Genomic DNA, 23739 nt, shown 5'->3' on the forward strand with positions numbered 1-23739 from the left:
AAATGCGTCGATGCGCGTATTGGTGATCTTTTGGGGGAGCGTAGCTTAACCGTCAATTGCGTTGTCAAACAGGACCTGAAGGCGCGCCCTTGAACCGCAAGGGTGTGCTACCCATATAACACACATGGGAAATCTACTCGCTTATCTTTTCGGGCTCATCAGCCTTGTTATCGTCATCCCCTCGACCATCCCCCTTCTTGGCTGGGGCAACTGGCTGGCCATGCCGTTGATTGTGATCGGGATTATCTTTGGCGCGCTGTCGTCCAGCGACGGGGGCCGCAACTTTTGTCTTGTGGTGTTCCTGATCGCATCGGTGCGTTTGGCGCTTGGCGGCGGCTTTATCTAAGCCCTGCTTTTAGGCCATCGCCAGCCGCGCGGCCTTGGCAAATAGTGTGGGAAGCCCCGCTGCTTCTATCTCGCTTAAAGGCCACCATTCGCCCTCACCAGAAGGCACAGCAGCGCCGTCAATCCGCACCAGTTCGAGTGTCAAATGCGCATGGGTGAAGGTGTGCCTGACCGCGCCAAGGCTTGTCAGCTCACCCTCAAGCGGCCCCACGCCCGACCCATTGCTCTGCGCGCTCCAGCCGTCGTCGGGAAGGCTCCGCATCCCGCCCAGCATTCCGGTGCCCGGGCGTTTGACCAGCCACACGCGTTCCTCACGCTCAATCCAGAACGCGCGGCCGCGCCTCTCAGGCTTTGCCTTCTTCGCAGGTTTGACGGGCAAGCGCTCAGGCTCGCCTGCGGCCCTTCCCTCACACACATCCGATAATGGACACAGCAAGCATCGCGGCGCTTTGCTGGTGCAGATTTGCGAGCCCAGATCCATCATGCTTTGCGCAAAGTCACCGGCGCGCACCTCAGGCGTAATCGTGTCCGCCTTCTCGCGAATGGCTTTGCGAGAGCCCGGCAAAGGCTCTTCGATATCGAACAGGCGCGAGACCACCCTCTCAACATTGGCGTCCACCACGACGGCACGCTTGCCAAAAGCAATACTGGCAATAGCAGCGGCGGTGTAAGCGCCCAGCCCCGGCAGTTTGAGCAATTCCGCCTCGGTTTCAGGAAAGCCGCCCATCTGCGCCACTACCCGCGCACACTTCACCAGATTGCGCGCGCGGCTATAATATCCAAGCCCTGCCCACGCGGCCATCACGTCCTCATCGCTCGCCTTGGCCAGATCGAAGACGGTCGGCCAAATGCGCGTAAACTTTTCAAAATAGGGCTTTACCGCCGCAACTGTCGTTTGTTGCAGCATGACCTCCGAGAGCCACACGCGGTAAGGCCACGCATCGTCATTGGGCGGCGGCGCGCCCGGCGGATTGCGCCAAGGAAGCGCGCGGGCATGGGCGTCATACCAGTCCAAAAGAGTGTCAGATATGGTGGCGGTCACGGCGCGGCTATGGCATGGGCAATTGCACCATGGGAAGCGACACCGACAAAATGCCCCCAAAAAAGGGGCCGGGCTCAAAAGGACGGCCCAAAAAAGCGGGCAAGCCCTACACCCGACCGCGTGGCCGGGGTGCCAAAGCTATTGGCGATCTGATGCCCGAAATCGGTCGCACCGCCTTTCGCCGCTTCGGCTTTGTACAAAGCAGCGTTGTCACCCGCTGGCCGGAAATCGTTGGTCCGACCCATGCAATGGTGTGCTCTCCCGAAGCGATCCGCTTTCCCCCCGGTGAAAAGTCCGAAGGCATATTGCAACTGGTGGTAAAGCCCGCTCACGCGCCGCTGATTCAGCAAGTGCTGCCCGAGATTATCGAGCGGGTGAACCGCTTTTTTGGTTACAAGGCGGTGGCACGCGCCAAAATCCGGCAAGGCGAGGTTAAGCCTCCCTCTGCCACGGCCCGCCCCAAACCACCGCCCTCGCTCAAACCCATCCCGATGGAACTGGGTGACAGCTTGCGCGATATCGGCGACCCGGAACTTCGCACCGTATTGGAATCGCTGGCGCGCAGTTTCGATGACAAAGACAAGAAAGACGATTGAGAGATGAGACTTTTCAGACGAGCTGCCCTTACCGCGGTAAGTATGCTTGGATTGGGATTGGCGGCAGGCGGTTCGGCAATCGCGCAAGATGCAGACAATGGCAGCAGCGCCACCAACAGCAGCGCCAGAAGCGAGAACCAGCTCAAAGACGTGCCAAGCGCGTTTAGAACGGGTGATCGCCGCGCTGCATGGCACGCCGAAGTGGTCGCGACCGAACGCGGCTATATGATCGGCAATCCCGACGCCAAAGCCTCCCTTATCGAATGGATCAGCTATACGTGTGGAGGCTGTGCGCAATTTGCACGTCAAGGCGAGGCAGCGCTTGATCTGGCTCTTCTTGCCCCTGGCCACATGAATGTCGAAGTGCGGCCCGTTATTCGCAATGCGCTTGATCTGACGGTGTCCATGCTTGTGCAGTGCGGCGGGGCAGAAGGTTTCAAGGACCGCCACCGGATGTATCTGATGCAACAGGGCACCTGGCTGGAAAAAGCGCGCACAGCCCCGCAGGCTCAGACCGCATCGTGGGGCACAGGCAACAAGTCGGCTCGCCTGAGCATGGCAGCAGCACTCGATCTTGACGATATGCTGGCAGAGCGGGGCGCCAGCCGGATGGATATCACCACCTGCCTTAGTGACGATGCAGCCGCGCAAAAGCTAATACAGAACGGTGCAGCAGACCGGTCCGAGTTCACTGTTCCACGAACCCCCAGCTTCGCGCTCGACGGAGAATTCCTTGCCGACGTTCACAGTTGGCCCGCGCTTTACCCGGTGATCGCCGAGCGGTTTAAACCTGAGAAATCGTCTCAATAGGAGCCATTTTCACGCGATTATTCAGGTAAATCCGCGTGAATTCTCATGTGATTTCACCTATCCACTCCCTTTTGCACAGGCTGCCGATAAGATGCTCTTTTCGAGCGGACGGCCTTGCGTATAGTCTTTTTGCTTAAATCAGAGGATTCTTGACTGTCATGACCGCCTTCAAACGCTCATTGAAATTCGCCTTTGCCGCGCCTCTTGCGCTTGTCCTTGCCGCGTGCGGCGGGGATGCTGCCGATGGCGACCTTGAAGGAGATGTCATCGCTCCCATCGAAGCGCCTGATGGCACCAATTGGGGCGATACGGTCACGGTCAGCGAGTTCGACGGCTATGTCCTTGGCAATCCTGATGCACCGCTCAAGCTGGTAGAATATGCTTCGCACACATGCGGCGGCTGCGCAGCCTTCTCGGCTCAGGCGAAACCGGGCATCAAGGAATATGTCGCAACCGGCGTTGTCAGCTTTGAACAGCGCAATCTTGTCCGCGACCCGATCGACTTGACCGTCGCGACCCTCGTTCGCTGCGGCGCGAAAGAGAACATGCAGGTTCTCTCTGACGAGGCATGGGGTTTTCTGCCGCAAATCTTTGACAACGTGAACCGCAATCAGGCTCAATACGAAGCCGCCGGTAACGCACCGATTGATACGCGCCTTGTGATGATTGCAGAGGCTGCCGGCCTAATCGACTTCTTCGCAGCGCGCGGGCTTTCGGCGGATCAACAGCGCACCTGCTTGACCGATACGGACACCATCCAAAGCATTGCCGACAATTCGGCAGAGCAAGGCAAAGAGCTGAACATCACAGCGACACCGACCTTTATCCTCAACGACCGCAAGCTTGATACGCTTGGTTGGGAAGACCTTGAGGCGACCCTGCAACGCGCCGGGGCGCGCCAAGAGTAAGAGGGCAATACCGACACCGCCATGCAGATCAGCCGGCTCAAACTCTCAGGCTTCAAAAGCTTTGTAGAACCGGCTGAATTGCGCATTGAACCGGGCCTTACCGGGGTCGTTGGCCCCAATGGCTGCGGCAAATCCAATGTGCTTGAGGCCATCCGCTGGGTCATGGGGGAAACCTCGGCCAAGTCGATGCGCTCTGGCGGGATGGAAGATGTGATCTTCGCAGGGACCGATACCCGGCCCCAGCGCGCCTTTGCCGAAGTCATCCTGCACGCGACCGACGATCAGGGCGAAGAGCTTGTCGTCACGCGCCGGATTGAGCGGGGTGCGGGTTCAGCCTACCGCGTCAATGGCCGCGATGTGCGCGCAAAAGACGTGGCGCTGACCTTTGCCGATGCGGCAACGGGTGCGCATTCGCCTGCATTGGTGAGCCAGGGCAAAATCGCTCAGGTGATCGCGGCAAAGCCTGCCGAACGGCGCATGATGCTCGAAGAAGCCGCCGGGATTGCGGGCTTGCACGTCCGGCGCAAGGATGCAGAGAGCAAGCTTCGTTCGACCGAGAAGAATTTGGAGCGGCTCGAAGACCTCATGGCGGGGCTGGATTCGCAAATGGCGTCATTGAGGCGTCAGGCCAAGCAGGCCGAGCGCTACACCAAGCTGACCGACCAGATCCAGCACGCAGAGGCCCGCGTTGTCTTTGCCCGCTGGCGCGATGCGGCCTATGCGGCGAAAGAGGCGCGCGCTGCGGCGCAGGGGGCAGAGGACCGGGTTACTCAGGCCCAAGCCGCAGCCACCGAGGCGCAAAAACAGCAGGCAGAGGCGGCCGCGACATTGGCAGAAGCACGCGAAGAGCTGGCCGACCGGCGCGATGATGCAAGCGCGCATGGCCACCGCATGGCGGCTTTGTCGGAGAAACTGGATGCGGCAGAACAGCGCCTCAAGGATTTGGAGCGTCAGCGCACAAGGCTGGAAGAAGACCGCAAGGATGCCGACCGCCTGACCAAGGATGCGGCGGAGGCCCTGACCCGGCTTGAACGCGAGGTTGAGGCCTCGCAGGCGAGCGTCACCAAAGCCGAGGGCGAGCGCCCCGCCCTTGCCAATCGCAGCGAAGACGCCGAACGCGCCAGCCGCACAGCAGAGCTTGCTCTGGCGAAAGCGACCGCTGACCATGCCGGGGTCGAGGCCGAATGGCGGGTGGCAGAGGCGGCGATTGAACAGGCGCAAACACGGCTCAGCCGGTTGGAGCGCGAAGGTGAGCGGATCGCGGCAACGCGCGCCGAGCTTGCCGATGGCGCCGACGTTGAGGCCGATGTTATCGCCGCGCGTGAGGCCGCAGATGAAGCCGCGAACGAAGTGGCCCGCCTGCGCACCCGCCTTGAATATGAGCAATCACGCAAAGGCGAATTGCAAAGCGCGCGCGATGATGCGGCAACCGCGCTTGCCAGCGCCAAGGCGGAACTTGCCGGGATCGAGCGCGAATACACCGCTTTGGTGCGCGACCGCGACGCACGCAGCAAACGCGAAAAAGGCCGCGTTGGCCTTCCCGCAGCATTGGACAAAGTGCGCATTGCCAAAGGGTATGAGCGTGCAATTGCCGCTGTGCTTGGCCGCGATGCGAAGTCGCCTCTGGGCCTACCCCCGGACAATCCCGATGGGCGGTTTTGGACCGGCGGCACCGGTGGCCCCTCGCCCGTGGCGGACAGCCTGCTCGACCACATCACCGATTGCCCAGACGAATTGCGCGCACGTCTGGCTCTGGTCCATGTCGCCGAAAGCGATGACGGGCGCGCGCTGAATCCGGGCGAATGGCTTGTCACCAAGGCCGGTCATTTGCGCCGCTGGGACGGCTTTATCGCACGCGGCGAAGGGTCGGCTGAGGCAGCGCGATTGGAAGCCGCAAACCGGCTAAGCGAGTTGGAGGTCCAGCTTCCCCCATTGCGCGAGGCGGTCGATAAAGCGGCGCTTGAGGAAACATCCGCGCGCGAAGAACTGACCGCATTGCAGACGGGTCTGGTCGCACAGGAACGCGAACTGGCCGGTGCGATTGAGGCCGAACGCAGCGCCCTGCGGCGTCTCGACCAGGCAGAGGCCGCCCGCGAACGCAATGCCGCGCGGCTTGAGGAACTGGCTGCATCCAGCGAGGAGCTTGAAGAGCAACTTTCATCCGCCAAGGCCGAGGTGACCGCCGCCGAGCAAGCGCGCTCTGCCCTGCCCTCGCCCGACACCGGACGCGCCGCACTCGAAGCCGCCCGTGCCAAGCATGAAGCGGCGAAATCCGGCGTGCAGGCGGCGATGGCTGAGCTTGCGGCGCACGATCAAGGGCTCGCGGTTGCTCGCGAAAGGCTGGCAGCGCAACAGGCTGACAAGAACAATTGGCAAGCGCGCTCCGGCGAGGCGACCAAGCGCGTGGCCGATGCCAATTACCGCCTTGAAGAAATCAGTCAGGAGCACGCGGTCTATGCCGCCAAGCCTGCGTCCTTGATGGCCGAGATCGAGCAAGGCGATGTAATCGCCAAGCGCCTGACCGAGGACCTGCAAAAGGCGCAAAGCGAAATGGACCGCTGCCAGGACGCGATTGCAGATGCGGATCGCCAGCTTGCAGCTGCGCAAGAAGCGCTCGCCGTGGCCCGAGAAGGCCGCGCCACTCTGGCTGCGCGCGCGGAAAACGAAGAGGCACGGCAGGCCGAAATGGCGCGGATATCGGGCGAGAAATTCCAGTGCCCGCCCCCGCTTCTCGCCGAACGCTTTGAATTCGACGAAGAGAGCGTTGAACCAGCCTCCACCGAAAGCGCCGAGATGGAGCGCCTCACCGCCAGCCGCGAGCGGATTGGTCCGGTGAATCTTGTAGCCGCGGACGAACTCGCCCGGATCGAGGAAGAGCACGGCACAAGCGCATCTGAGCAAGCCGAACTGGTCGAAGCGGTGGGACGCCTGCGCGCTTCCATCGGAAATCTCAACCGTGAAGGCCGCGAACGCCTTCGCGCGGCATTCGAAGAGGTGGACGGCCATTTCCGCGTCCTGTTTACGCGCCTTTTCCAGGGTGGCAAAGCGCACCTGGCGCTGGTCGATAGCGATGATCCTTTGGAAGCCGGCCTTGAGATTTATGCGCAGCCGCCGGGCAAGAAGTTGCAGAGCCTTTCGCTTCTGTCAGGCGGGGAACAGGCATTGACCGCGACCGCTTTGATCTTCGGCCTGTTCCTCACAAACCCCGCGCCCATCTGCGTACTCGACGAGGTCGATGCGCCGCTGGATGACGCCAATGTCGAGCGCTTCTGCGATCTGCTCGATTCCATGGTGGAGACCACCAAGACGCGCTATCTCATCGTCACCCACAATGCGGTCACGATGAGCCGGATGCACCGGTTGTTCGGTGTCACAATGGCCGAACAAGGCGTCTCGCGCTTGGTTAGCGTGGATCTGGGCGAAGCGGCCCTAATGGCGGCGGAGTAGCCCTCGGCTCACCACTCGGAATAGCGCAGAAGCAGCCATTTCTTGCCCACCAAGGCATCGGAAAGCCTCTGAACAGCATCGCCAGGCGCACCGGAATAGAGTTTCGCGATATCGCAGGCGAGCGCCTTGGCCTCCTCACCTTCCAGCACAAGATCACGGGAAAATCCGAGATTGCTTGCACCCACACCAGACAATTTCAACCCGTGATGCGTCTGAAAATGCAGCGCGACCGCGTAACATTGCATCGGGGTCAGATCAGAAGTGAAATACCCATTCGGCAGCGCCGCCAAAGCGTCAGAGGCCGTGTCGACAGGGACAAATTGGAGGTGGATTTTACGCTTCAGATCGGGCGCAAGTGCAGCTTCCGGATCAAGGATCAACGCATCGGGATAGGCAGGCCCTTCATCATCCCCCGCCTGCCAATCGAGCAGACCGCAAGCATCATCGAAGGACGTCTGTGCAGAACGCGCCTTAAGGTTCGCCAGCCTGATTGGAAGTTCGGCTTCCGTGGTCAGATAACCGATATGCTCCCCGTCCTCGAAGCATTCAGGAGGTAGCGAGGACAAATCATGTCCTTCGATATCGTCGAGCTCATGCTTATCAATGGCATGACCCGAAGTGTAGGCCGCTTGGCCCGGATTATCGAGCGTTGCGAGGATGTACTTGTCAGCATGCTCGGCCTGCAAGGCCGCATAAGTTTCACATAGCGCCTCAAAGCTTCCGAGGTTTTGTGCAATGACGCCATCGCACAGCAGATCGTGCAGGCGCATTTTCCCGCTTTGATCGAAAGGCGTCATCAGCTTTGGTTTGGGCTCAAATGCGGGTTTGGCCGCAGATTTTCCTTTGCCGAAACCAAACAACCCCATGGACCAGCCTAAGCCTCGATCGCGCGGGCAAGCCGGGCGCGGATTTCTTTCAGCTTGGCAATGCTTTCGGCAATCGGTGGGCCATCGTCGGAGGCGGCTCCCGTTTGTGACCTTGCTTGCGGTCTTGCCGGGCCGGCGGTGAATTCCTCGCCATCGCGGCGGTCGAAGTCGCGGCGTTCGCCCTTGCGACGTTCTGCACCCGAGACACCGCTTGAACGAAGGACAGCCTCGGCTCCTTTCAGCGTATAGCCCTCCTGATTGACCAGCCGGTCGATCTCTTCGACCATTTCGATATCGCTGGGACGGTAAAGCCTGCGCCCGCCGCTGCGCTTCATCGGTTTGAGCAGCGAAAACTGCTGCTCCCAATAGCGCAGGACGTGAGGTTTGATGTTCAGCGCCTCGCTGACCTCGCCAATCGTGCGAAAGGCGCTTTTCGCTTTACCGTCGGCGAAGTCTACCATTGCAGCACTTTCTTATATGGAAAAATCGCGAGGGCGTTATGACGCGCCGGCGATTTTCTCTTTCAAAAGCTGGCTTGCGCGGAAGGTCAGAACGCGGCGCGGTGTAATCGGAACCTCGACGCCGGTCTTGGGATTGCGGCCAATCCGTTCGTTCTTGTCGCGCAGGACAAAGCTGCCAAACCCCGAGATTTTGACGTTCTCGCCTTTTTCGAGGGCATCGGACATCTTGTCCAGGATCGCCTCGACCAGATCGAGCGATTCAGCGCGGCTAAAGCCCATCTTGCGATTGATCGTCTCGGCCAGATCAGCCCGGGTAAGAGTACCAACTGAACGCATCATATGCAAAACTCCCTGATCGGCGCGACCCATTTAAGTGATGGTAGCATAAGCTTTTTTCAGGCTACGCGCAAATCAATGTATTGGTACCATACGAACTTGGCGCTTCCTTACAAATGCGCCTCAAATTCGGATGAGACTTGCGCCCCATGTGAAGCCGCCGCCCATCGCCTCCATCAAGACAAGATCGCCTTCCTTTATCCGCCCGTCCTTGCGCGCTGTATCGAAAGCAAGGGGGACGGACGCAGCCGACGTGTTGGCATGGCGATCCACTGTCACCACCACACGTTCCGGCGCAATTTTGAGCTTTCGCGCGGTCGCATCGAGGATGCGTTTGTTCGCCTGATGCGGCACGATCCAGTCGATCTCATCGGCAGAAACACCTGCATCTTCAATGACTTCTTTGAGGACATTGGAAAGGTTCACGACCGCGTGCTTGAACACTTCGGGCCCGCGCATGCGCAATTGGCCAACCGTTTGCGTGCTCGAGGGGCCTCCATCGACATAGAGCAAATCGTGCTGTGCGCCGTCTGCGTGAAGGCTGCTCGATATGATACCGGGCTCGCCTTTGGTCCCGCTTTTCTCAGCCAAATCGGATGAAAGGGCCGATTCCAATACAATAGCGCCCGCCCCATCGCCAAACAGGACGCAGGTGGTGCGGTCCTCCCAATCGAGGATCCGGCTAAAAGTCTCTGCCCCGATGACAAGCGCACGCTTTGCCTTGCCGGTCGAAAGCAGCGAGTCGGCAGTGGTCAGCGCATAGAGAAAGCCGGAGCAAACCGCCGCCACATCAAAAGCGATGCCGCCATTACAGCCCAGCGCATGCTGAACCTTGGTCGCGGTCGCGGGGAAGGTATTATCCGGCGTGGCAGTCGCCAAAACGATAAGGTCGATATCCTGAGCCGTCAGCCCCGCATCATCCAGCGCCGCCTTGGCCGCCTCGATCGCGAGGGTCGATGTTGTCTCCCCCTCGCCGGCAATATAGCGCTGCCGAATTCCGGTGCGCTCGACGATCCACTCATCGGACGTGTCCACCATAGTGGCCATTTCGGCATTGGTGACAATGCGCTTGGGCAGAGCCGAGCCCGACCCCGTGATCCGTGAACTAGGCACTTTTGATCCTGTCAGGAGCAAAGCTCCGATGGTTGACGTTACGTGTCGCTAAAGCCTGCTTTCGGCCCGTTTCCGTTACGTTTCAAGGCCCAGCCCTTAAAAATTCGGGCCCAATTCGCCCAGGTCTTCCGCAATCCGGTCAATCAAACGGTTCTCCAGAAGACGGGCGGCAACGGTCACCGCCTGGGCAACGCCCTTGGCTGTTGCGCTGCCGTGGCTTTTCACCACAACCCCGTTGAGGCCGAGGAAAACCGCGCCGTTGTGGTTGTTGGGGTCAAGGTGATGCTTCAAAAGCTCGGTCGCTGGGCGCGAGACGAGAAAGCCGATCTTGGAACGCAGCGAACTGGTGAAGGCTTGTCGCAAAAGGTCGGTCACAAAGCGGGCAGATCCCTCGATAGCCTTCAGCGCGATGTTTCCGGAAAAGCCGTCGGTCACGACAACATGCGTTTCACCGCGATTGATCTTGTCGCTTTCTACGAAACCGTCAAACTTCATCGCAAGCCCTTTTGCCTCGGTCAGCAAAGCGGCGGCATCGCGCAGCGCGCCTGTGCCCTTGATGTCCTCGGTTCCGATATTGAGAAGGCGCACCGTGGGGCTCTCGAACCCGTTTACGATGCGAGAATAGGCCGCGCCCATGACGGCAAATTGCACCAGATTGCGGGCATCCGCTTCTGTGTTTGCGCCAAGGTCAAGCATGACCACATCATGGGGCTCAAGCGTAGGCATCAATGCGGCAAGCGCTGGCCGGTCGATTCCGGGAAGCGTGCGAAGCGCAATCTTGCTCATCGCCATAAGAGCGCCGGTGTTGCCTGCGCTCACCGCTGCGCCAGCCGCGCCCTCTTTCACCGCGTTGACCGCAAGGCCCATGCTGGTGGTTTTGGCACGGCGAATGGCCTTCGACGGCAATTCATCGCCGCTGATCACATCGTCGCAATGAAGGATTTCAGACGCGCCTGCGATTCCCGGGTGGCTTTCCAGAGCGCGTTCAATTCGCGCCGAATCGCCAACCAACAAGAATTGGAAGCCAGGGTGGTCGCGGCGAGCAAGCGCCGCGCCCTCGACCATTACGCGCACGCCCTCATCACCGCCCATCGCGTCAATGGCGATACGCGGGAGGGTCATGCGCTAAGTCCTTCTTTAATGACGGTTTAAATGCCCTTGGGGGCAAGAACCAGACGGCCGTTGTAGTAACCGCATGCGTTGCACATCATGTGCGGGCGCTTCAATTCACCGCAGTTGGAGCATTCGGTGAACGCTTCCACTTTGAGCGAATCATGCGCACGGCGGTTTCCACGGCGATGCGGGGATACTTTTCTCTTAGGGACTGCCATGGCTCAGCCATTTCCTTAAATATTGCGTGGCAAAGCGCCGGTTTCCTGCGCTTTTCCTATGTTTCGGTGACGCCCTTACGGCAAGGTCGCGGTGCGCACAAGGTCAATAACCAACGCGCATGCGGCTCCTTGCCTGAATTGGCGGGAAGCCGCGCGCTATAGCGAAATTTCCAAAGCTTGCAAGCAATAGCCTCGCGATAGTGTTTCACTTTCGACATTGCTATATCCGCACTCAGCTTCTAATTAGGTTTCAGATAAAAACCAATATATTTTGCGAGGGGATCGCTCGATGGAACTGCTTCCTGTTACACTGTCATGTGCTGCTGCGGCGGCGATTTTGAATATCTGGTTGATGCTGCGCATTGGAGCGGTGCGTCAGGCGGAGAAGATTTCCGTTGGCGATGAAGACAATGAGAACCTGATCCGCCGCATGCGCGCACAGGCCAACTTCGTCGAGAATGCGCCGTTTGTGCTGATCCTGCTGGCTGCAATTGAGCTTTCCGGTCGCGGCGAGCCATGGCTTGCATGGGTGGCCGGCCTCTTCATCATCGGCCGTGTTGCGCACGCCTTTGGCATGGACGGCGGTTCAATGCAGATTGGCCGCATGATCGGCACGCTTGTCTCGATGCTGACGCTGTTGGGGCTGGCCGTGGTGGCGGCGTTAATCGCTGGCGGGGTAATGTAAGGATTTTGCAGCCACATAAGATGTGGCCATTAAAGATGTGACTTTCGGCCTTTACCCGCTTTGGTTTCTAGACAACAGTATGTCGTAGCAAAATGCAGGGGGGAAATTTGCAGACAGAACAGCAAGAGAATGTGCTGGCCTACGATAGCACATGCGATGATGCCATTTGCGACAATCGCGAATTGCCCGAAGTTTTTGATATCTTGGTCGAGTGCGCCCGCGCACCTTATACCGGTAAAAATCTCAACATAAATCCAGCGGCGCCAGGACCGACCGACATCCTTTTCGATGAACCGATCATGAAATGGAAGAGCCTGACACTCTTCGACGACGCTTTCATCCAATGGGATCTGACAAAAGACAATGAAACATATTGTCTGATCGTAGATGAGCTTATCGTAAAGCGGGCTGACCGTACCGTTCCCACTCTGGATTTTCGATGGTTTTTCCGCGACTACGACGCCTATATGCGCTCGCTCAAAGGAGCTAGAGGCGGGAATGCGCCCGCTCCTAATGGCAAAGGTGCCCATGGCCGCACGGGAGGCACCGGCGGAACCGGCAGCACCCGCCATTCGCCCACCTTCTTTGTTTTCATAAAGAAAATGACAGTAGAAAACGGCGATCCAAACGAGGTCAATTTTGAATTCAACCTGCCCGGCCTTCCAGGAGGCAATGGCGGCCAGGGCGGCCAGGGCGGCGATGGCAGTGATGGCAATACCGGCAAGCGCGGCAAAAACGCACGCTCTGACGGACCCTTTTGTCGGCGCAACAATGGCAGAGGCGGCAAAGGCGGCAACGCCGGACGCGGCGGTAAGGGAGGCAATGCCGGATGCAGCGGAGATGGTGCCTCGCTGTTCTTTTACGTTGGTGAGAACGAAATCTGGGACGCGATCGAACGGTCACGCTTTCGTTTAAAGGGAGGCGAGACCAATCCAGAACAGGGCGTAGGCGGTCGTCCGGGGCAAGCGGGACGACCAGGTAAGACGGGGCCTGTCGGCAGCCGCGATGGCAATTGCGGAGAGCCAAGACGATATCTCAACCTCAAGCCTGGCAAGCCCGAATATGGAACACCGGCCTGGTACAATCACAATATGGGCCGCGGCGTAGACGCTGTGGATGGGCAAGACGGCGACTATGATGTCGAACTCCTCGAGCCCATCACCGACATCGTCTTTCAGGAACCTTCTCAGCCGATTGCCGAAGAAATCCTCGCGACGCTGGTAGTCGAAGACAGCTAGCTCAACGCGTAGTCACTCACGAACGCATTGGTTTGGCGCTCGCGCCCGAAGGTGCTCGTCGGGCCGTGGCCGGGGATGAAGGTTATATCTTCGCCCAGTGGCCAGAGGCGCTGTGTTATCGAATCGATCAAATCTTGGTGATTACCGCGCGGAAAATCGGTGCGGCCGATGGAGCCTTGGAACAGGACATCGCCCACAATCGCAAACTTGCTGGGCCCGTGAACGAAAACGACATGACCAGGCGTGTGACCGGGGCAATGGATCACGTCGAGGGTGAGCTCACCCACCGTCACCGTATCGCCCTGCTCTAACCACCGGTCAGGCGTGAAACTCTTGGCTTCCATCCCATATCGCGCGCCGTCGCTGTCGAGTTGCTCGATCCAGAACAGGTCGTCCTTGTGCGGCCCTTCAATCGGCACGCCCAGTTCCTCGGCCAACATCCCTGCCTGACCGCAGTGGTCGAGATGGCCATGGGTGATGAGGATTTTCTCAAGCGTCACGCCTGCTTTTGCAATGCCATCTTTGAGCTTGTGCAGATCGCCGCCCGGATCGGTGAGCGCGGCCTTCATCGTCTTCGTGCACCAGATCAGTGAGCAGTTCTGCTGCAATGGCGTCACTGGGATAATGGCGGCTTTCATGGGGGGCTGTTTTGGCGTGTCAGTCATAGGTCTCGAAATGGCGCGGGCGGGGAGCAAATGCAAGCACTCCCCAACTGAGTGAGAAAAACGAGTTTCAACCAAAGACCCTTTCGCTATGATTATCGAAAACGGGGAGAAACAAAACAATGACACTCGCAAGCGAACTCACACTGCCCTGCGGCGCGGTGATGCCCAATCGGTTGGCGAAAGCGGCGATGACCGAGGGGCTTGCTGACCCGCAAGGCCTCCCCACCCCTGAACTCACACGGCTTTATCGTATCTGGGCCGAGGGTGGTTCGGGGATGCTGCTCTCCGGCAATATCCAGATCGATGCCGACCACCTTGAGCGCCCCGGCAATGTCATTATCGACCGCGAATTGACCGAGCCAGAGCTTGCACGGTTCCGCGAATGGACGAAGGCGGGCACCTCTAATGGCAACCACTTCTGGGCGCAGATCAGCCATGCCGGGCGTCAATGCTTCAAGATCGTGAACCCGCATCCCAAGGCGCCCTCTGCCGTCAAACTCGGCATTCCCGGGGGGCAATTTGGTGAGCCGGTTGCATTGGAGAGCCACGAGATCGAGGCGATCATCGCAGGGTTCGTTCGCGCGGTGCGGACCTGCAAAGAGGTCGGCTTTACCGGCGTGCAAATCCACGGCGCGCATGGCTATCTCATCTCGCAATTCTTATCCCCGCGCACCAATCAGCGGACCGATGAATACGGCGGAAGCCTAGAGAACCGCGCACGGCTCCTTACCGAAGTCATCCGCCAATCGCGCGCGGCGGTCGGCCCCGCGTTTCCCATCAGCGTCAAACTCAACAGCGCCGACTTTCAAAAAGGCGGCTTTGCGTTTGAGGACAGCGTGCAGGTGGTGGGCTGGCTTGAGGAGCTTGGCGTCGACCTCATCGAGATTTCGGGCGGCACCTATGAACAACCCAAGCTGCTCGGCATCGAGGGGATGGAGCCAGCCGAGAACCCCAATGTCAAAGCCTCAACCGCCAAGCGCGAGGCCTATTTCGTCGACTTTGCCAAGGCCATGAAAGAAGCGTGCAAAGTGCCGCTGATGGTCACAGGCGGCTTTCGCACCAAAGCAGCAATGGAACAGGCATTGGAGAGCGGCGCGGCGGATCTGATTGGCCTCGGGCGGCCCTTGTGTGCAGACCCAGACGGGCCAAAGCGCCTGCTCGAAGGCGAGGCCGCCCTCCACCGCTACGAAGACGAATTGTCGCTCTTCCCGCCCGCCTTGCGTTTCCTAACCGGGATCAAGGCCCTACGCGCCGCAGCAAGTTTCGCGGTGCAGTTCTGGTTCTACGGCCAGATTTACGCGCTGGGCCGCACGGGTAAGCCGGATAAGGACCTTTCCGTCTTCGCCGCATGGCGGCAGACCGAGGCGACGCATAAGGATTGGCTCAAACGGCGGCGGGGTTGAGCAACCTAACTCTGCGACCGGTGAAACCATTCGGGACAAAACAAGGCAAACAACAACGCTGTGATGGCTCCGAAAAATACGCCGATTTCGGTGTGGGCGAGTAGCTTTGTAATCACAAACCCAAGCCCCGCACCTCCAGCCACGAATGCTCCCTTGGCTGTCGAGCGAGATACCATTCGTGGTACGACATGGTGACCGACTCCGATAAGCAGAAACAAGCCCGCTCCCGTAAATCCCAATGAGAAGAACTGGACGAAGATAGCCAATCCAACGCGCGGTCGGTAGGCGAGCCAATAGCCAGCCTCAAATGCCCTGCCATCCCAGATCGCATTCCCGTCTCTGAACACAGTCACCATCAGGATGGTGTTCACAATCGAAGCCAAAAGAATTGCTGCGAGAAAGCGCTTCTGAGAAATCATATCCGCCCCCCTTTCCAAACCACCCGGCCAATCACTTCCATCTCTTCCGCCGCCACGTCCACTGGCGGATAGGCCAAGTTCTGGCTGAGCAGCGAAAACCGCCCTGCGCCTGCTTGCGCAACGCGCTTCACCATGAGCGTATCACCAAGGCGCACCACATGGACACCATCGCGGAACGGGCGCTCGCTGGTGTCGATCAGGATTTCATCGCCATCATTCAAAAGCGGCTCCATCGAATCGCCCTCAACCGTGATCGCTTGTAGCTTCGCGCCCTCCAACCCCTGTTCCGCCAACCAGCGGCGCGAGAAACGGAAGGCGTCGAACGCTTCCTCAAACTCCGGCAGAGCGCCCGGCCCTGCCGATGCGCCGATATTGAGCCGGGGCACATCGATATAGCCCGTTTCAGGAGCCAAGCGGCGCGGTGTGTAGGATTTTTCTTTGGGTGGACTTTCCGGCGCGCCAAGCTCGGATTCGTCCACACCAAAAAACTCAGCCAGGGTCCTGCGGTCCCCTTCTTCGAGCTTTCGTGGGCTGCCTTTTTTGATGAATTGCTGAAGGTAAGAGGCGTTTCGCCCAAGCAATTCCGACAGGCTCGCAAGGCTGGCCCCGCGCTCTTTTGACAACTCTGCCAAGCGGTTACGTGCATCTGGCTGGCTCATATTCAAACCCCTTTCGGCGGTGTTTCGGCTAACATCCTTACCAAATCCTTCCTACATGAAAGATTTTTCCTAGACAAGTAGGAATTGAACTGGAACATTATAGGAACATTGGGCGAATCACGGTGCAGGTAGTGAGCTCGGTAACGATGGATCGAACACCGAAAGGGATCTCAAATGTTGATCAGAAAAGTCGAATGCTTCCTGCAAGCTCACAAAATGGCCGCGACCAAATTTGGCCGCCTTGCCGCGCACGATCCGCGGTTTGTCCTGGACCTGCGCATGGGCCGCATCCCGCGCCCCGCAACCGAAGAACGCACGCTCAAATGGATGGCGCAATATGATGCGCAGCATCCCGAGGGCGCGCGCCCGCACTCTTTCCGCCGTATTGCTGCCACCCCGCCGATGATGGCCCCGTCCGCTCTTGAAGTGAAAGGATTTCGCCGTGCTGCTTGATCCGCAAACCCTCGGTCGTTCAACCATTGGGACCGCGCTTGGCGCTCTGCTTCGCCGCCCTGCGCTTGAGACGAAATCCGCTACACCCCAAAGCGAACCAAAGGTCACAAACAGGGGCCACCCGATGCGCGCGCGCCGCACCACTGCGGACCGCGTGCGCGAGGCGCTGCTGAACCTGTCTGGAAGTCGCGCTACCTGTGTCAAACATGAGGAGAAAGCGTGGAGTTCAATCACCTTTGCCGGCACTCGGCACGAGGTCACCTTGCGCTTTGAAGGCGCGGAGGCTGTCGCGATTGGCGAGGAATTGATCGAATGCCTGCCAGAGCACGAGTTCACCATCCCCGGTCAATTGGTCGCCGATGCAACAATCACCGAGGTCGACCACCGTTTCGGCATGCACGAACGGATGATTGTGACGGCGGTCTTGTTGTTGCTGGAGGAGAGTTGATTTGACCAACAATTGCTTCGTGGACCCAAGAATTGACAATAGGTCTTTTCTTTTTGGCTTTACACTATGTCTGATTGTGGTGGGAGTTCCTCTTCTCCTTCAATTGCTGACGCTTCAGGAATCTTCCGAACGTCTTCTTGAAGCTTCTGAATCGCTTCTAGCTGCCGCTTCTCAAGTTCCCCCGTCGATAGCACCGCCCGGTATGATTGAATGCCAATATAGACACTTATTATCAGACCAAGCATCGTGAGAAGCACAGTAATTTGACCGCTGTTGTTGCCCAGCAATCGCCAAGCCTCCGCTACTTCAATACTGAGTTCAGATACTTGCTTATCGGCATCTTCTTTTACGAGATTCCCAGATTGAACCTGGTTGGCGATGCTCTGCAACTTCCGCAGATCATCAGCAGCTTTTTCTAGAGAATTGAAGTTTCCTAAGATACCATTCTTCACGCTGAAGCTGGCTGACATCGTATTGGCAAGCTTCCCACAGCGAGGGCATGATTCCTGATTGCCCATCATAATAACCCCACTGACGTCGGCCTTGCGAGAGATCTGGAATGTTCTCGAAGCGAACGTAAGTTCACAATGCGGGCAATGAGCAGATACGATCATATGTCGACCCTATATTCACATCGCACGAGCGTGAAGGACTTGGCAGATTGAACTGTGGAACTACGCCTTGATCACGATCATCTTCTCGATCGTCATCTCGTGCATCGTGTAGGGGATGCCGCCGGTGCCGTGGCCTGATGTTTTTAAGCCGGCAAAGGGCATCCAGTCCACGCGGAAGGCGGAGTGGTCGTTCACCATGACAGCCGATGCGTTGATGTTGCGATAGGTGTGCATCGCGCCTTTCAGATCATTGGTGAATACCGCCGCCTGGAAGGACACATCGAGCGAGTTGGCCTGCGCAATCGCATCGTCCACGTCATCATAGGAGTAGATGCAAACCACGGGGCCAAAGACCTCATTGGTTGAAACCTTCGCATCCTTTGGCGGGTTTATCAGGACGGTGGGCGCATAGGTCGTATCGGACAGTTTTTCGCCCCCGCAAAGCACCTGTGCCCCGCCCTCGCGCGCTTCGTCTACCCAATCGGCCACACGGTCGGTTTCCGCCGGACGGATAAGCGGACCGCATTCGGTGTCTTCGTTGATCGCATTGCCAACTTTAAGCTCTTTTGCAGCCTCTGCCATGCGCGAGGACAATTCATCGACAATTGAGGAGTGTGCGAAAATCCGCTGGACCGAAACGCACACCTGGCCCGAGTGGTAGAATCCGCCCTTCATCAGGGATGGCACCGCTGTATCAAGGTCAGCGGTCGCATCGACGATCACGGGAGCAACGCCGCCGTGCTCAAGCGCGCACCGCGTGCCAGGAGAAAGCTTGGAGCGAAGCCCCCAGCCAACGCCAGCGGAACCGATGAAGGTAAAGAAGGCAACGCGGGGGTCGGTCACCATCTTTTCCGAAGCCTCACGCGAAGGCGCGACTGCTTTGGCCCATTCTTTGGGAAGTCCCGCCTCGTGCAGAATGTCGATAAACTCAAAGCAGGACAGCGGCGTGTCGCTGGCAGGCTTGACGATCACCGGGCACCCGGTCGCCACGGCTGGCGCAACCTGATGGACGATCAGATTGAGCGGGTGGTTAAATGCTGAAACGGCGACCACCGGCCCGATCGGCTCACGCGAGGTCCACGCAAACCGACCATCACCCGATGCGCTGAGCCCCATCGGAATTTCGGTGCCACGGATATTGCCAAGGTCTTCGATGCAAAGCTCGACGCCTTTGATCGCCCGGTCCGCCTCCACCCGCGCATCGATCAGCGGCTTGCCCCCTTCGTTGGCGATCTGAAATGCAAGGTGGTCACGCCGCTCTTTCATGATCCCCACGACCTTCTCGAGGATCGCGGCGCGTTCGTGCGTTTTCATCCACGTCGAGCGATCTTCCGAAAGCTCATGCGCCCGCGCCAGAAACGCGTCGATCTCGTCCCATTCGGCGGTCGGAACCTGCCCGATTTCGGAAAGGTCGAAGGGGTTGACCACTGTCTTCATCATTGTCTCCTGACGCACTCGCCGAAAAGCTTAGAGCTTCGCGCTCAATTCCTTGATATCGATGTTCAGGATCTGATCGTTCTCGGTGTAGTCCACCGGACAATCGATCAGGTGAACACCCGGCGTATCACGGCAATGGGCAAGCAGTTCGGTGAGGTGCTCGCTGCTTTCCACCCGGTACCCTTTCGCGCCATAACTCTCTGCATATTGGACGAAATCCGGGTTGCCATAGGTCAGACCAAAGTCATTGAAGCCCATATTCGCTTGCTTCCAGCGGATCATGCCGTACGCATCATCGCGAAGGATCAGAACGGTGAGATTGAGGCCAAGGCGAACCGCGGTCTCCATCTCCTGGCTGTTCATCATAAACCCGCCATCGCCGCAAATCGCCATGACGTGGCGGTCGGGATAAAGCATCGCGCTCATCATTGCAGAAGGCAGGCCAGCGCCCATCGTCGCAAGCGCATTGTCGAGCAGAACGGTGTTAGGCAGGTAGGCGGTGTACCCGCGCGCAAACCAGATTTTGTAAACGCCGTTATCAAGGCAGATAATGCCATCGCGCGGCACGCAATCGCGCACCTGCTGAACCAGATGCGGCGGGAAGATCGGGAAGCGCGCATCTGCTGCAAGAGCGTTCGTGTGCTCAAGCTCCGCCTTGTGATAGGCAAGCATGTGCTCAAAATCCCAATCGCGATTGGGAGAGATGTCTTCCTTGATCTGCCAGATGGCGTTGGCGATGTCGCCGATAACCTCGACCTGCGGGAAATAGACCGGGTCTACTTCCGCTGTACGGGTAGAGACGTGGATCACGGTAACGCCGTTGTCCTTCATAAAGAAGGGCGGCTTTTCGATCACGTCGTGACCGACATTGATAATGCAATCGGACGCTTCGACCGCGCGGTGGACGAAGTCACCTGCTGACAAAGCAGCGCAGCCCAGGAATTTTGGATGGCGTTCATCAATCACGCCTTTGCCCATCTGGGTGGTCAGGAAGGGAATGCCGGTCTTCTCGACAAATTGTTCAAGCATCCGCCCGCACAGTTTTCGGTTGGCACCAGCACCAATGACCAGAACCGGGTTCTTGGCTCCCTCGATTGCCTTGACTGCTGCACGAACCGCTTTGGGTTCGGCCGATGGACGGCGCGCAACGCTCTTGGGAAGCGGATGCCAGTCCTCGGTGGGTTCTTCAGCGATATCCTCGGGCAATTCGATCAGGGTTGCGCCGGGCTTTTCCTCCTCGGCGAGGCGATAGGCTTCGCGAACGCGGCTGGGGATGTTGTCGCCCGCTGCAATCTGGATCGAATACTTCGTCACCGGCTCCATCAGGCTGACGATATCGACGATCTGGAAGCGGCCTTGCTTTGATTTCTTGATCGGCTTTTGACCGGTGATCATCAGAACCGGCATACCGCCAAGCTGCGCATAGGCAGCGCTGGTCACAAAGTTCGTTGCCCCCGGGCCAAGCGTCGCCACGCATACGCCGGTCTTGCCGGTGTGGCGGCCATAGGTTGCAGCCATAAAGCCTGCGCCTTGTTCGTGGCGCGTCAGGATCAGCTTGATCTTGTCAGAGCGTCCAAGCGAATCGAGGAAGTCCAAATTTTCCTCGCCCGGCACACCAAAGATGTACTCGCAGCCTTCCGCCTCGAGGCATTCGATGAATACGTCGGACGCTTTTTTGGTATCAGTCATGCTAGCAATTTCCCCCCAGTTGGCGCGCGCAATTCGCAGATCGCACGCGTGCACAAATCCTCGCGCACCTGGAGAGAAAGGTCACCTGCTCCTGCAGATTACACCCAGAACCATGCCCCCCATGGTTCGCCTTTACCGGCTCAAATGAACCGCTTGCAGGACCATGTATTGCAGGAATCCGTCAGAATCCAAGTGCACAATGCACATTTTGCAAGCCGGGCGGCTCAATTAGTAGCCAAGTTCTGGATCAAAGATCGGAGCCAAAGGCTCTCCGCGCTGATATTTGGCGAGGTTTTCAAGGAAGCGCTGTGCGCTGCGGATGAACATCATATTCTGCGCTCGGCCCGACAGATGCATAGAGATATGGGCGTTTTCGAGGGTCCACAGCTCGTGGTCCGATGGAAGCGGTTCAGGGGTCGTCACATCAAGAAACGCGCCTTCGATAGAGCGGGACTTGAGCGCCTCGATCAAAGCAGGCTGATCCACCACTTCGCCGCGCGCGATATTCACAAGGACGCATTCACGTTTCATTGCAGCGAGCTCTTCGGCCCCGATCATATTCTCGGTTTCAGGAGTTGAGGGGACGGCGAGGATCACCCAATCAAATTCGCCCAATTGCCCGCGCCATTGGTCTGGTGTGAGCACGCCTTCTCCGCCCGAACGGCGCACGACGGTCACATCGACATCGAAGGCTTCGAGCCGCGGTTTGATCAGTTTACCAATCGCGCCGTAGCCGAGCAGCAGCGCCTTGGAGCCAGCGAGCTCGCGCTTGCCGGGGCTATCCATGAGCCACTCGCGGCGCTCCTGTGCGCGCATGACTTCGCGATACCCCTTGGCAATGTTGAGCATCCCCATGACGGTGTACTCGGCGATGGTGATGGCGTTAATGCCAACACCATTGGTGACCGTGATCCCTCGCTCGATAAGAACGTCCATTGGAAGGAAATCGAGACCCGCATAGATCGAATTGAGCCATTTGAGGTCGGTCGCCGCGTGAAGCGCTGCCGCCATGGCCTCTTTCTCGTTCATGTCGAACCAGCCGATTTCCGCACCCTTTACCGCTTCAAGGGCTTCCTCATGCGTCATGAACCAGCGGACATCGAGGTCGCCAGAATACTTGGCTTGAAGTTGGGGTTCGAGAAGCGGGCGAATGAGGCCGGATATTGCGAGTTTGGTCATTTTTTCTCTCTTGTCGCCATGCCGGACTTGATCCGGCATCCAGCTTTTTGAGGCTCAGGTTAAAAAGTAAGCTGGACCCCGGATCAAGTCCGGGGCGACGATAAGTGTCAAGCCAGCTTCCACTCCCAACCCAGCGGGTCGCCGTCCATCACGTCCACGCCTTTTGCTGCCAATTCGTCGCGGATCGCGTCAGAGGCAACAAAGTCCTTCTCAGCGCGAGCAGCCTTGCGCCGAGCGAGCGCGTCTTCGATCTCCGCCTCAGTGATCTCGGCAGCAATCGGACGAATACGAAGCTCTTCACGGGTAAGGCCAAACAAGTTGAGCCCAAGGACTGCATCCATATGCTCAATAACCGCGCGCTTGATTTCAGGCGCGACCTTTTTGACTGCCAGCGCGTCTTCCAAAGCGGTTAGCGCGACTGGTGTGCCCAAATCGTCTGAGATCGCCTCGTCGAATTTGGCAAGGGAGGCTGCAAACTTCTGATGCTCTGCCATCGGCTGGCTTTCTGTATCTTTGAGGCGCTCTGCAGCAATCACCATGCGCTTCAATCGCGTGAGCGCCGCCTCCAGCCCCTCCCAAGAGAACTCAAACTCGGAGCGATAATGCGCCTGCAAACACATCAAGCGATAGGCGAGCGGGTGGAAGCCCTTGTCAACGAGCAATTGCAGCCGCAGGAACTCTCCGCTCGACTTCGACATCTTGCCAGAACGCTCAACAAGGAAATTGTTGTGCATCCAGATCTTCGCGCCCGAATTCACCGCCTCGCTTAGACCCTCGCTCCCGCAGCAGGAGAACGCCTGGTTCTGGGCGATTTCATTGGGGTGGTGGATTTCGCGGTGGTCGATCCCGCCTGTGTGAATGTCGAAGGGGAAACCCAAAAGCTTTTCGCCCATGACAGAGCATTCGAGGTGCCAGCCCGGAGCGCCTTTGCCCCATGGGCTGTCCCACTCCATCTGGCGCGTTTCGCCTTCGGGGGTCTTGCGCCAAATCGCAAAGTCGCCCGCATTGCGCTTGCCCTCTAGCTTGTCGATCCGGCCCTCGCCCTCTTCGGTGACAGCGCGCGCGAGTTTGCCATAGTCAGCGACGGTGGAAATGTCGAAATATAGGCCGCTTTCAAGCTCATAGCAGTGCTTGTCCGCCATGCCCTTGCCCCACTCGATCATCTCTTCGACATATTCGGTGGCGCGTGGGTGGTGCTTTTTCTGGATGTTGAGGCGCGCAAGGTCCGCCTCGAAATCGGCTTGGTAAAAAGCGGCAATGTCCCAAGCGCTCTTGCCTTGGGTGGCCGCCATTTTCTCCATCTTGTCCTCACCCTCATCGGCATCGGACGTCAGGTGTCCCACATCGGTGATGTTGATCACATGAGTGAGTTTCAGCCCCTTATACTGAAGCGTGCGGCCAAGCGTATCGGCAAAGACATAAGCGCGCATATTGCCGATGTGCTGATAATTGTAGACCGTCGGCCCACACGAATAGACCCGCGCCTCGCCTTCGTGGACGGGGACAAAGGGCTCGATCTCGCGGGTCAGCGAGTTGAAGAGTTTAAGCTCGGTCATATGGGAGGCGCTTTTATGGGCAAAGCGCGCGGGGTCAAT

25 protein-coding genes are annotated in these 23739 nt (G+C 58.5%); 10 read left to right on the plus strand and 15 right to left on the minus strand.

What is annotated here, in order from left to right; translation table 11 throughout:
* Nucleotides 1-124: 124 nt before the first annotated feature.
* A complete protein-coding gene (locus AC0V6Q_RS06740) occupies nt 125-346 on the plus strand; it encodes a hypothetical protein (RefSeq protein WP_486167628.1) in 222 nt (73 codons plus the stop codon).
* A gap of 9 nt (nt 347-355) precedes the next feature.
* Here the strand turns inward: AC0V6Q_RS06740 and AC0V6Q_RS06745 are convergent, their stop codons facing one another.
* Complete coding sequence (locus AC0V6Q_RS06745; protein WP_486167629.1) at nt 356-1387, minus strand: A/G-specific adenine glycosylase; 1032 nt, start codon at nt 1385-1387, stop codon at nt 356-358.
* Between the two features lie 14 nt (nt 1388-1401).
* Here AC0V6Q_RS06745 and AC0V6Q_RS06750 point away from each other — a divergent pair, with 14 nt between their 5' ends.
* The 4 genes from AC0V6Q_RS06750 to AC0V6Q_RS06765 all read left to right on the plus strand — a co-directional run bounded on the left by AC0V6Q_RS06750 (nt 1402) and on the right by AC0V6Q_RS06765 (nt 7148).
* Nucleotides 1402-1983, plus strand: a complete 582-nt coding sequence (locus AC0V6Q_RS06750) for a DUF721 domain-containing protein (RefSeq protein ID WP_486167630.1) — start codon at nt 1402-1404, stop codon at nt 1981-1983.
* A gap of 3 nt (nt 1984-1986) precedes the next feature.
* A complete protein-coding gene (locus tag AC0V6Q_RS06755; RefSeq protein WP_486167631.1) occupies nt 1987-2793 on the plus strand; it encodes a DsbA family protein in 807 nt (268 codons plus the stop codon).
* Between the two features lie 158 nt (nt 2794-2951).
* Nucleotides 2952-3701, plus strand: coding sequence for a thioredoxin domain-containing protein (locus AC0V6Q_RS06760; RefSeq protein ID WP_486167632.1), 750 nt, complete (start codon nt 2952-2954; stop codon nt 3699-3701).
* 21 nt (nt 3702-3722) lie between these two features.
* A complete protein-coding gene (locus AC0V6Q_RS06765; RefSeq protein WP_486167633.1) occupies nt 3723-7148 on the plus strand; it encodes an AAA family ATPase in 3426 nt (1141 codons plus the stop codon).
* 8 nt (nt 7149-7156) lie between these two features.
* Here the strand turns inward: AC0V6Q_RS06765 and AC0V6Q_RS06770 are convergent, their stop codons facing one another.
* The 6 genes from AC0V6Q_RS06770 to rpmF form a co-directional block, all read right to left on the minus strand.
* Nucleotides 7157-8014 (minus strand): hypothetical protein, encoded by an 858-nt coding sequence (locus tag AC0V6Q_RS06770; protein ID WP_486167634.1) that lies wholly within the window; start codon nt 8012-8014, stop codon nt 7157-7159.
* A gap of 8 nt (nt 8015-8022) precedes the next feature.
* Complete coding sequence (locus AC0V6Q_RS06775) at nt 8023-8475, minus strand: MerR family transcriptional regulator (protein ID WP_486167635.1); 453 nt, start codon at nt 8473-8475, stop codon at nt 8023-8025.
* 36 nt (nt 8476-8511) lie between these two features.
* Nucleotides 8512-8814: an integration host factor subunit alpha gene (locus AC0V6Q_RS06780; protein WP_486167636.1), complete on the minus strand. Its 303-nt coding sequence runs from the start codon at nt 8812-8814 to the stop codon at nt 8512-8514.
* Nucleotides 8815-8934: 120 nt separating this feature from the next.
* Nucleotides 8935-9924, minus strand: coding sequence for a beta-ketoacyl-ACP synthase III (locus AC0V6Q_RS06785; RefSeq protein WP_486167637.1), 990 nt, complete (start codon nt 9922-9924; stop codon nt 8935-8937).
* A gap of 96 nt (nt 9925-10020) precedes the next feature.
* Nucleotides 10021-11046, minus strand: a complete 1026-nt coding sequence (gene plsX, locus AC0V6Q_RS06790) for a phosphate acyltransferase PlsX (RefSeq protein WP_486167638.1) — start codon at nt 11044-11046, stop codon at nt 10021-10023.
* Nucleotides 11047-11072: 26 nt separating this feature from the next.
* Complete coding sequence (gene rpmF / locus AC0V6Q_RS06795) at nt 11073-11255, minus strand: 50S ribosomal protein L32 (RefSeq protein WP_486167639.1); 183 nt, start codon at nt 11253-11255, stop codon at nt 11073-11075.
* Nucleotides 11256-11544: 289 nt separating this feature from the next.
* Here rpmF and AC0V6Q_RS06800 point away from each other — a divergent pair, with 289 nt between their 5' ends.
* Both AC0V6Q_RS06800 and AC0V6Q_RS06805 read left to right on the plus strand, forming a co-directional pair.
* A complete protein-coding gene (locus AC0V6Q_RS06800) occupies nt 11545-11940 on the plus strand; it encodes an MAPEG family protein (RefSeq protein WP_486167640.1) in 396 nt (131 codons plus the stop codon).
* Nucleotides 11941-12047: 107 nt separating this feature from the next.
* Complete coding sequence (locus tag AC0V6Q_RS06805) at nt 12048-13178, plus strand: hypothetical protein (protein WP_486167641.1); 1131 nt, start codon at nt 12048-12050, stop codon at nt 13176-13178.
* On the opposite strand, the gene AC0V6Q_RS06810 is transcribed toward AC0V6Q_RS06805, so the two are convergent.
* Nucleotides 13175-13816 (minus strand): MBL fold metallo-hydrolase, encoded by a 642-nt coding sequence (locus AC0V6Q_RS06810; protein WP_486167642.1) that lies wholly within the window; start codon nt 13814-13816, stop codon nt 13175-13177. The two genes, AC0V6Q_RS06805 and AC0V6Q_RS06810, sit on opposite strands and share 4 nt — an antisense overlap.
* A gap of 146 nt (nt 13817-13962) precedes the next feature.
* Here AC0V6Q_RS06810 and AC0V6Q_RS06815 point away from each other — a divergent pair, with 146 nt between their 5' ends.
* Nucleotides 13963-15246 (plus strand): NADH:flavin oxidoreductase/NADH oxidase family protein, encoded by a 1284-nt coding sequence (locus tag AC0V6Q_RS06815; RefSeq protein WP_486167643.1) that lies wholly within the window; start codon nt 13963-13965, stop codon nt 15244-15246.
* Between the two features lie 5 nt (nt 15247-15251).
* On the opposite strand, the gene AC0V6Q_RS06820 is transcribed toward AC0V6Q_RS06815, so the two are convergent.
* Nucleotides 15252-15665 (minus strand): hypothetical protein, encoded by a 414-nt coding sequence (locus tag AC0V6Q_RS06820; protein ID WP_486167644.1) that lies wholly within the window; start codon nt 15663-15665, stop codon nt 15252-15254.
* Complete coding sequence (locus AC0V6Q_RS06825) at nt 15662-16324, minus strand: LexA family transcriptional regulator (protein WP_486167645.1); 663 nt, start codon at nt 16322-16324, stop codon at nt 15662-15664. Before AC0V6Q_RS06825 ends, AC0V6Q_RS06820 begins: the two co-directional genes overlap by 4 nt.
* 174 nt (nt 16325-16498) lie before the next feature.
* Here AC0V6Q_RS06825 and AC0V6Q_RS06830 point away from each other — a divergent pair, with 174 nt between their 5' ends.
* Both AC0V6Q_RS06830 and AC0V6Q_RS06835 read left to right on the plus strand, forming a co-directional pair.
* On the plus strand, nt 16499-16777 hold the full coding sequence (locus tag AC0V6Q_RS06830; protein ID WP_486167646.1) for a hypothetical protein: 279 nt from the start codon (nt 16499-16501) through the stop codon (nt 16775-16777).
* The gene (locus AC0V6Q_RS06835; RefSeq protein WP_486167647.1) at nt 16767-17225 is read left to right on the plus strand and encodes a hypothetical protein; all 459 of its coding nucleotides are present in this window, start codon (nt 16767-16769) and stop codon (nt 17223-17225) included. Before AC0V6Q_RS06830 ends, AC0V6Q_RS06835 begins: the two co-directional genes overlap by 11 nt.
* Before the next feature lie 59 nt (nt 17226-17284).
* Here AC0V6Q_RS06835 and AC0V6Q_RS06840 read toward each other — a convergent pair whose 3' ends face one another.
* From AC0V6Q_RS06840 to cysS, 5 genes are all read right to left on the minus strand, one after another.
* Complete coding sequence (locus AC0V6Q_RS06840) at nt 17285-17839, minus strand: hypothetical protein (protein WP_486167648.1); 555 nt, start codon at nt 17837-17839, stop codon at nt 17285-17287.
* 60 nt (nt 17840-17899) lie between these two features.
* Complete coding sequence (locus AC0V6Q_RS06845; RefSeq protein ID WP_486167649.1) at nt 17900-19279, minus strand: aldehyde dehydrogenase family protein; 1380 nt, start codon at nt 19277-19279, stop codon at nt 17900-17902.
* Nucleotides 19280-19306: 27 nt separating this feature from the next.
* Nucleotides 19307-20965, minus strand: coding sequence for an acetolactate synthase large subunit (locus AC0V6Q_RS06850; protein WP_486167650.1), 1659 nt, complete (start codon nt 20963-20965; stop codon nt 19307-19309).
* A gap of 228 nt (nt 20966-21193) precedes the next feature.
* Nucleotides 21194-22144, minus strand: a complete 951-nt coding sequence (locus AC0V6Q_RS06855) for a D-2-hydroxyacid dehydrogenase (protein ID WP_486167651.1) — start codon at nt 22142-22144, stop codon at nt 21194-21196.
* 107 nt (nt 22145-22251) lie between these two features.
* A complete protein-coding gene (gene cysS / locus AC0V6Q_RS06860) occupies nt 22252-23700 on the minus strand; it encodes a cysteine--tRNA ligase (RefSeq protein WP_486167652.1) in 1449 nt (482 codons plus the stop codon).
* Nucleotides 23701-23739: the final 39 nt, after the last annotated feature.

Source organism: Erythrobacter sp. S227, from assembly GCF_057364925.1.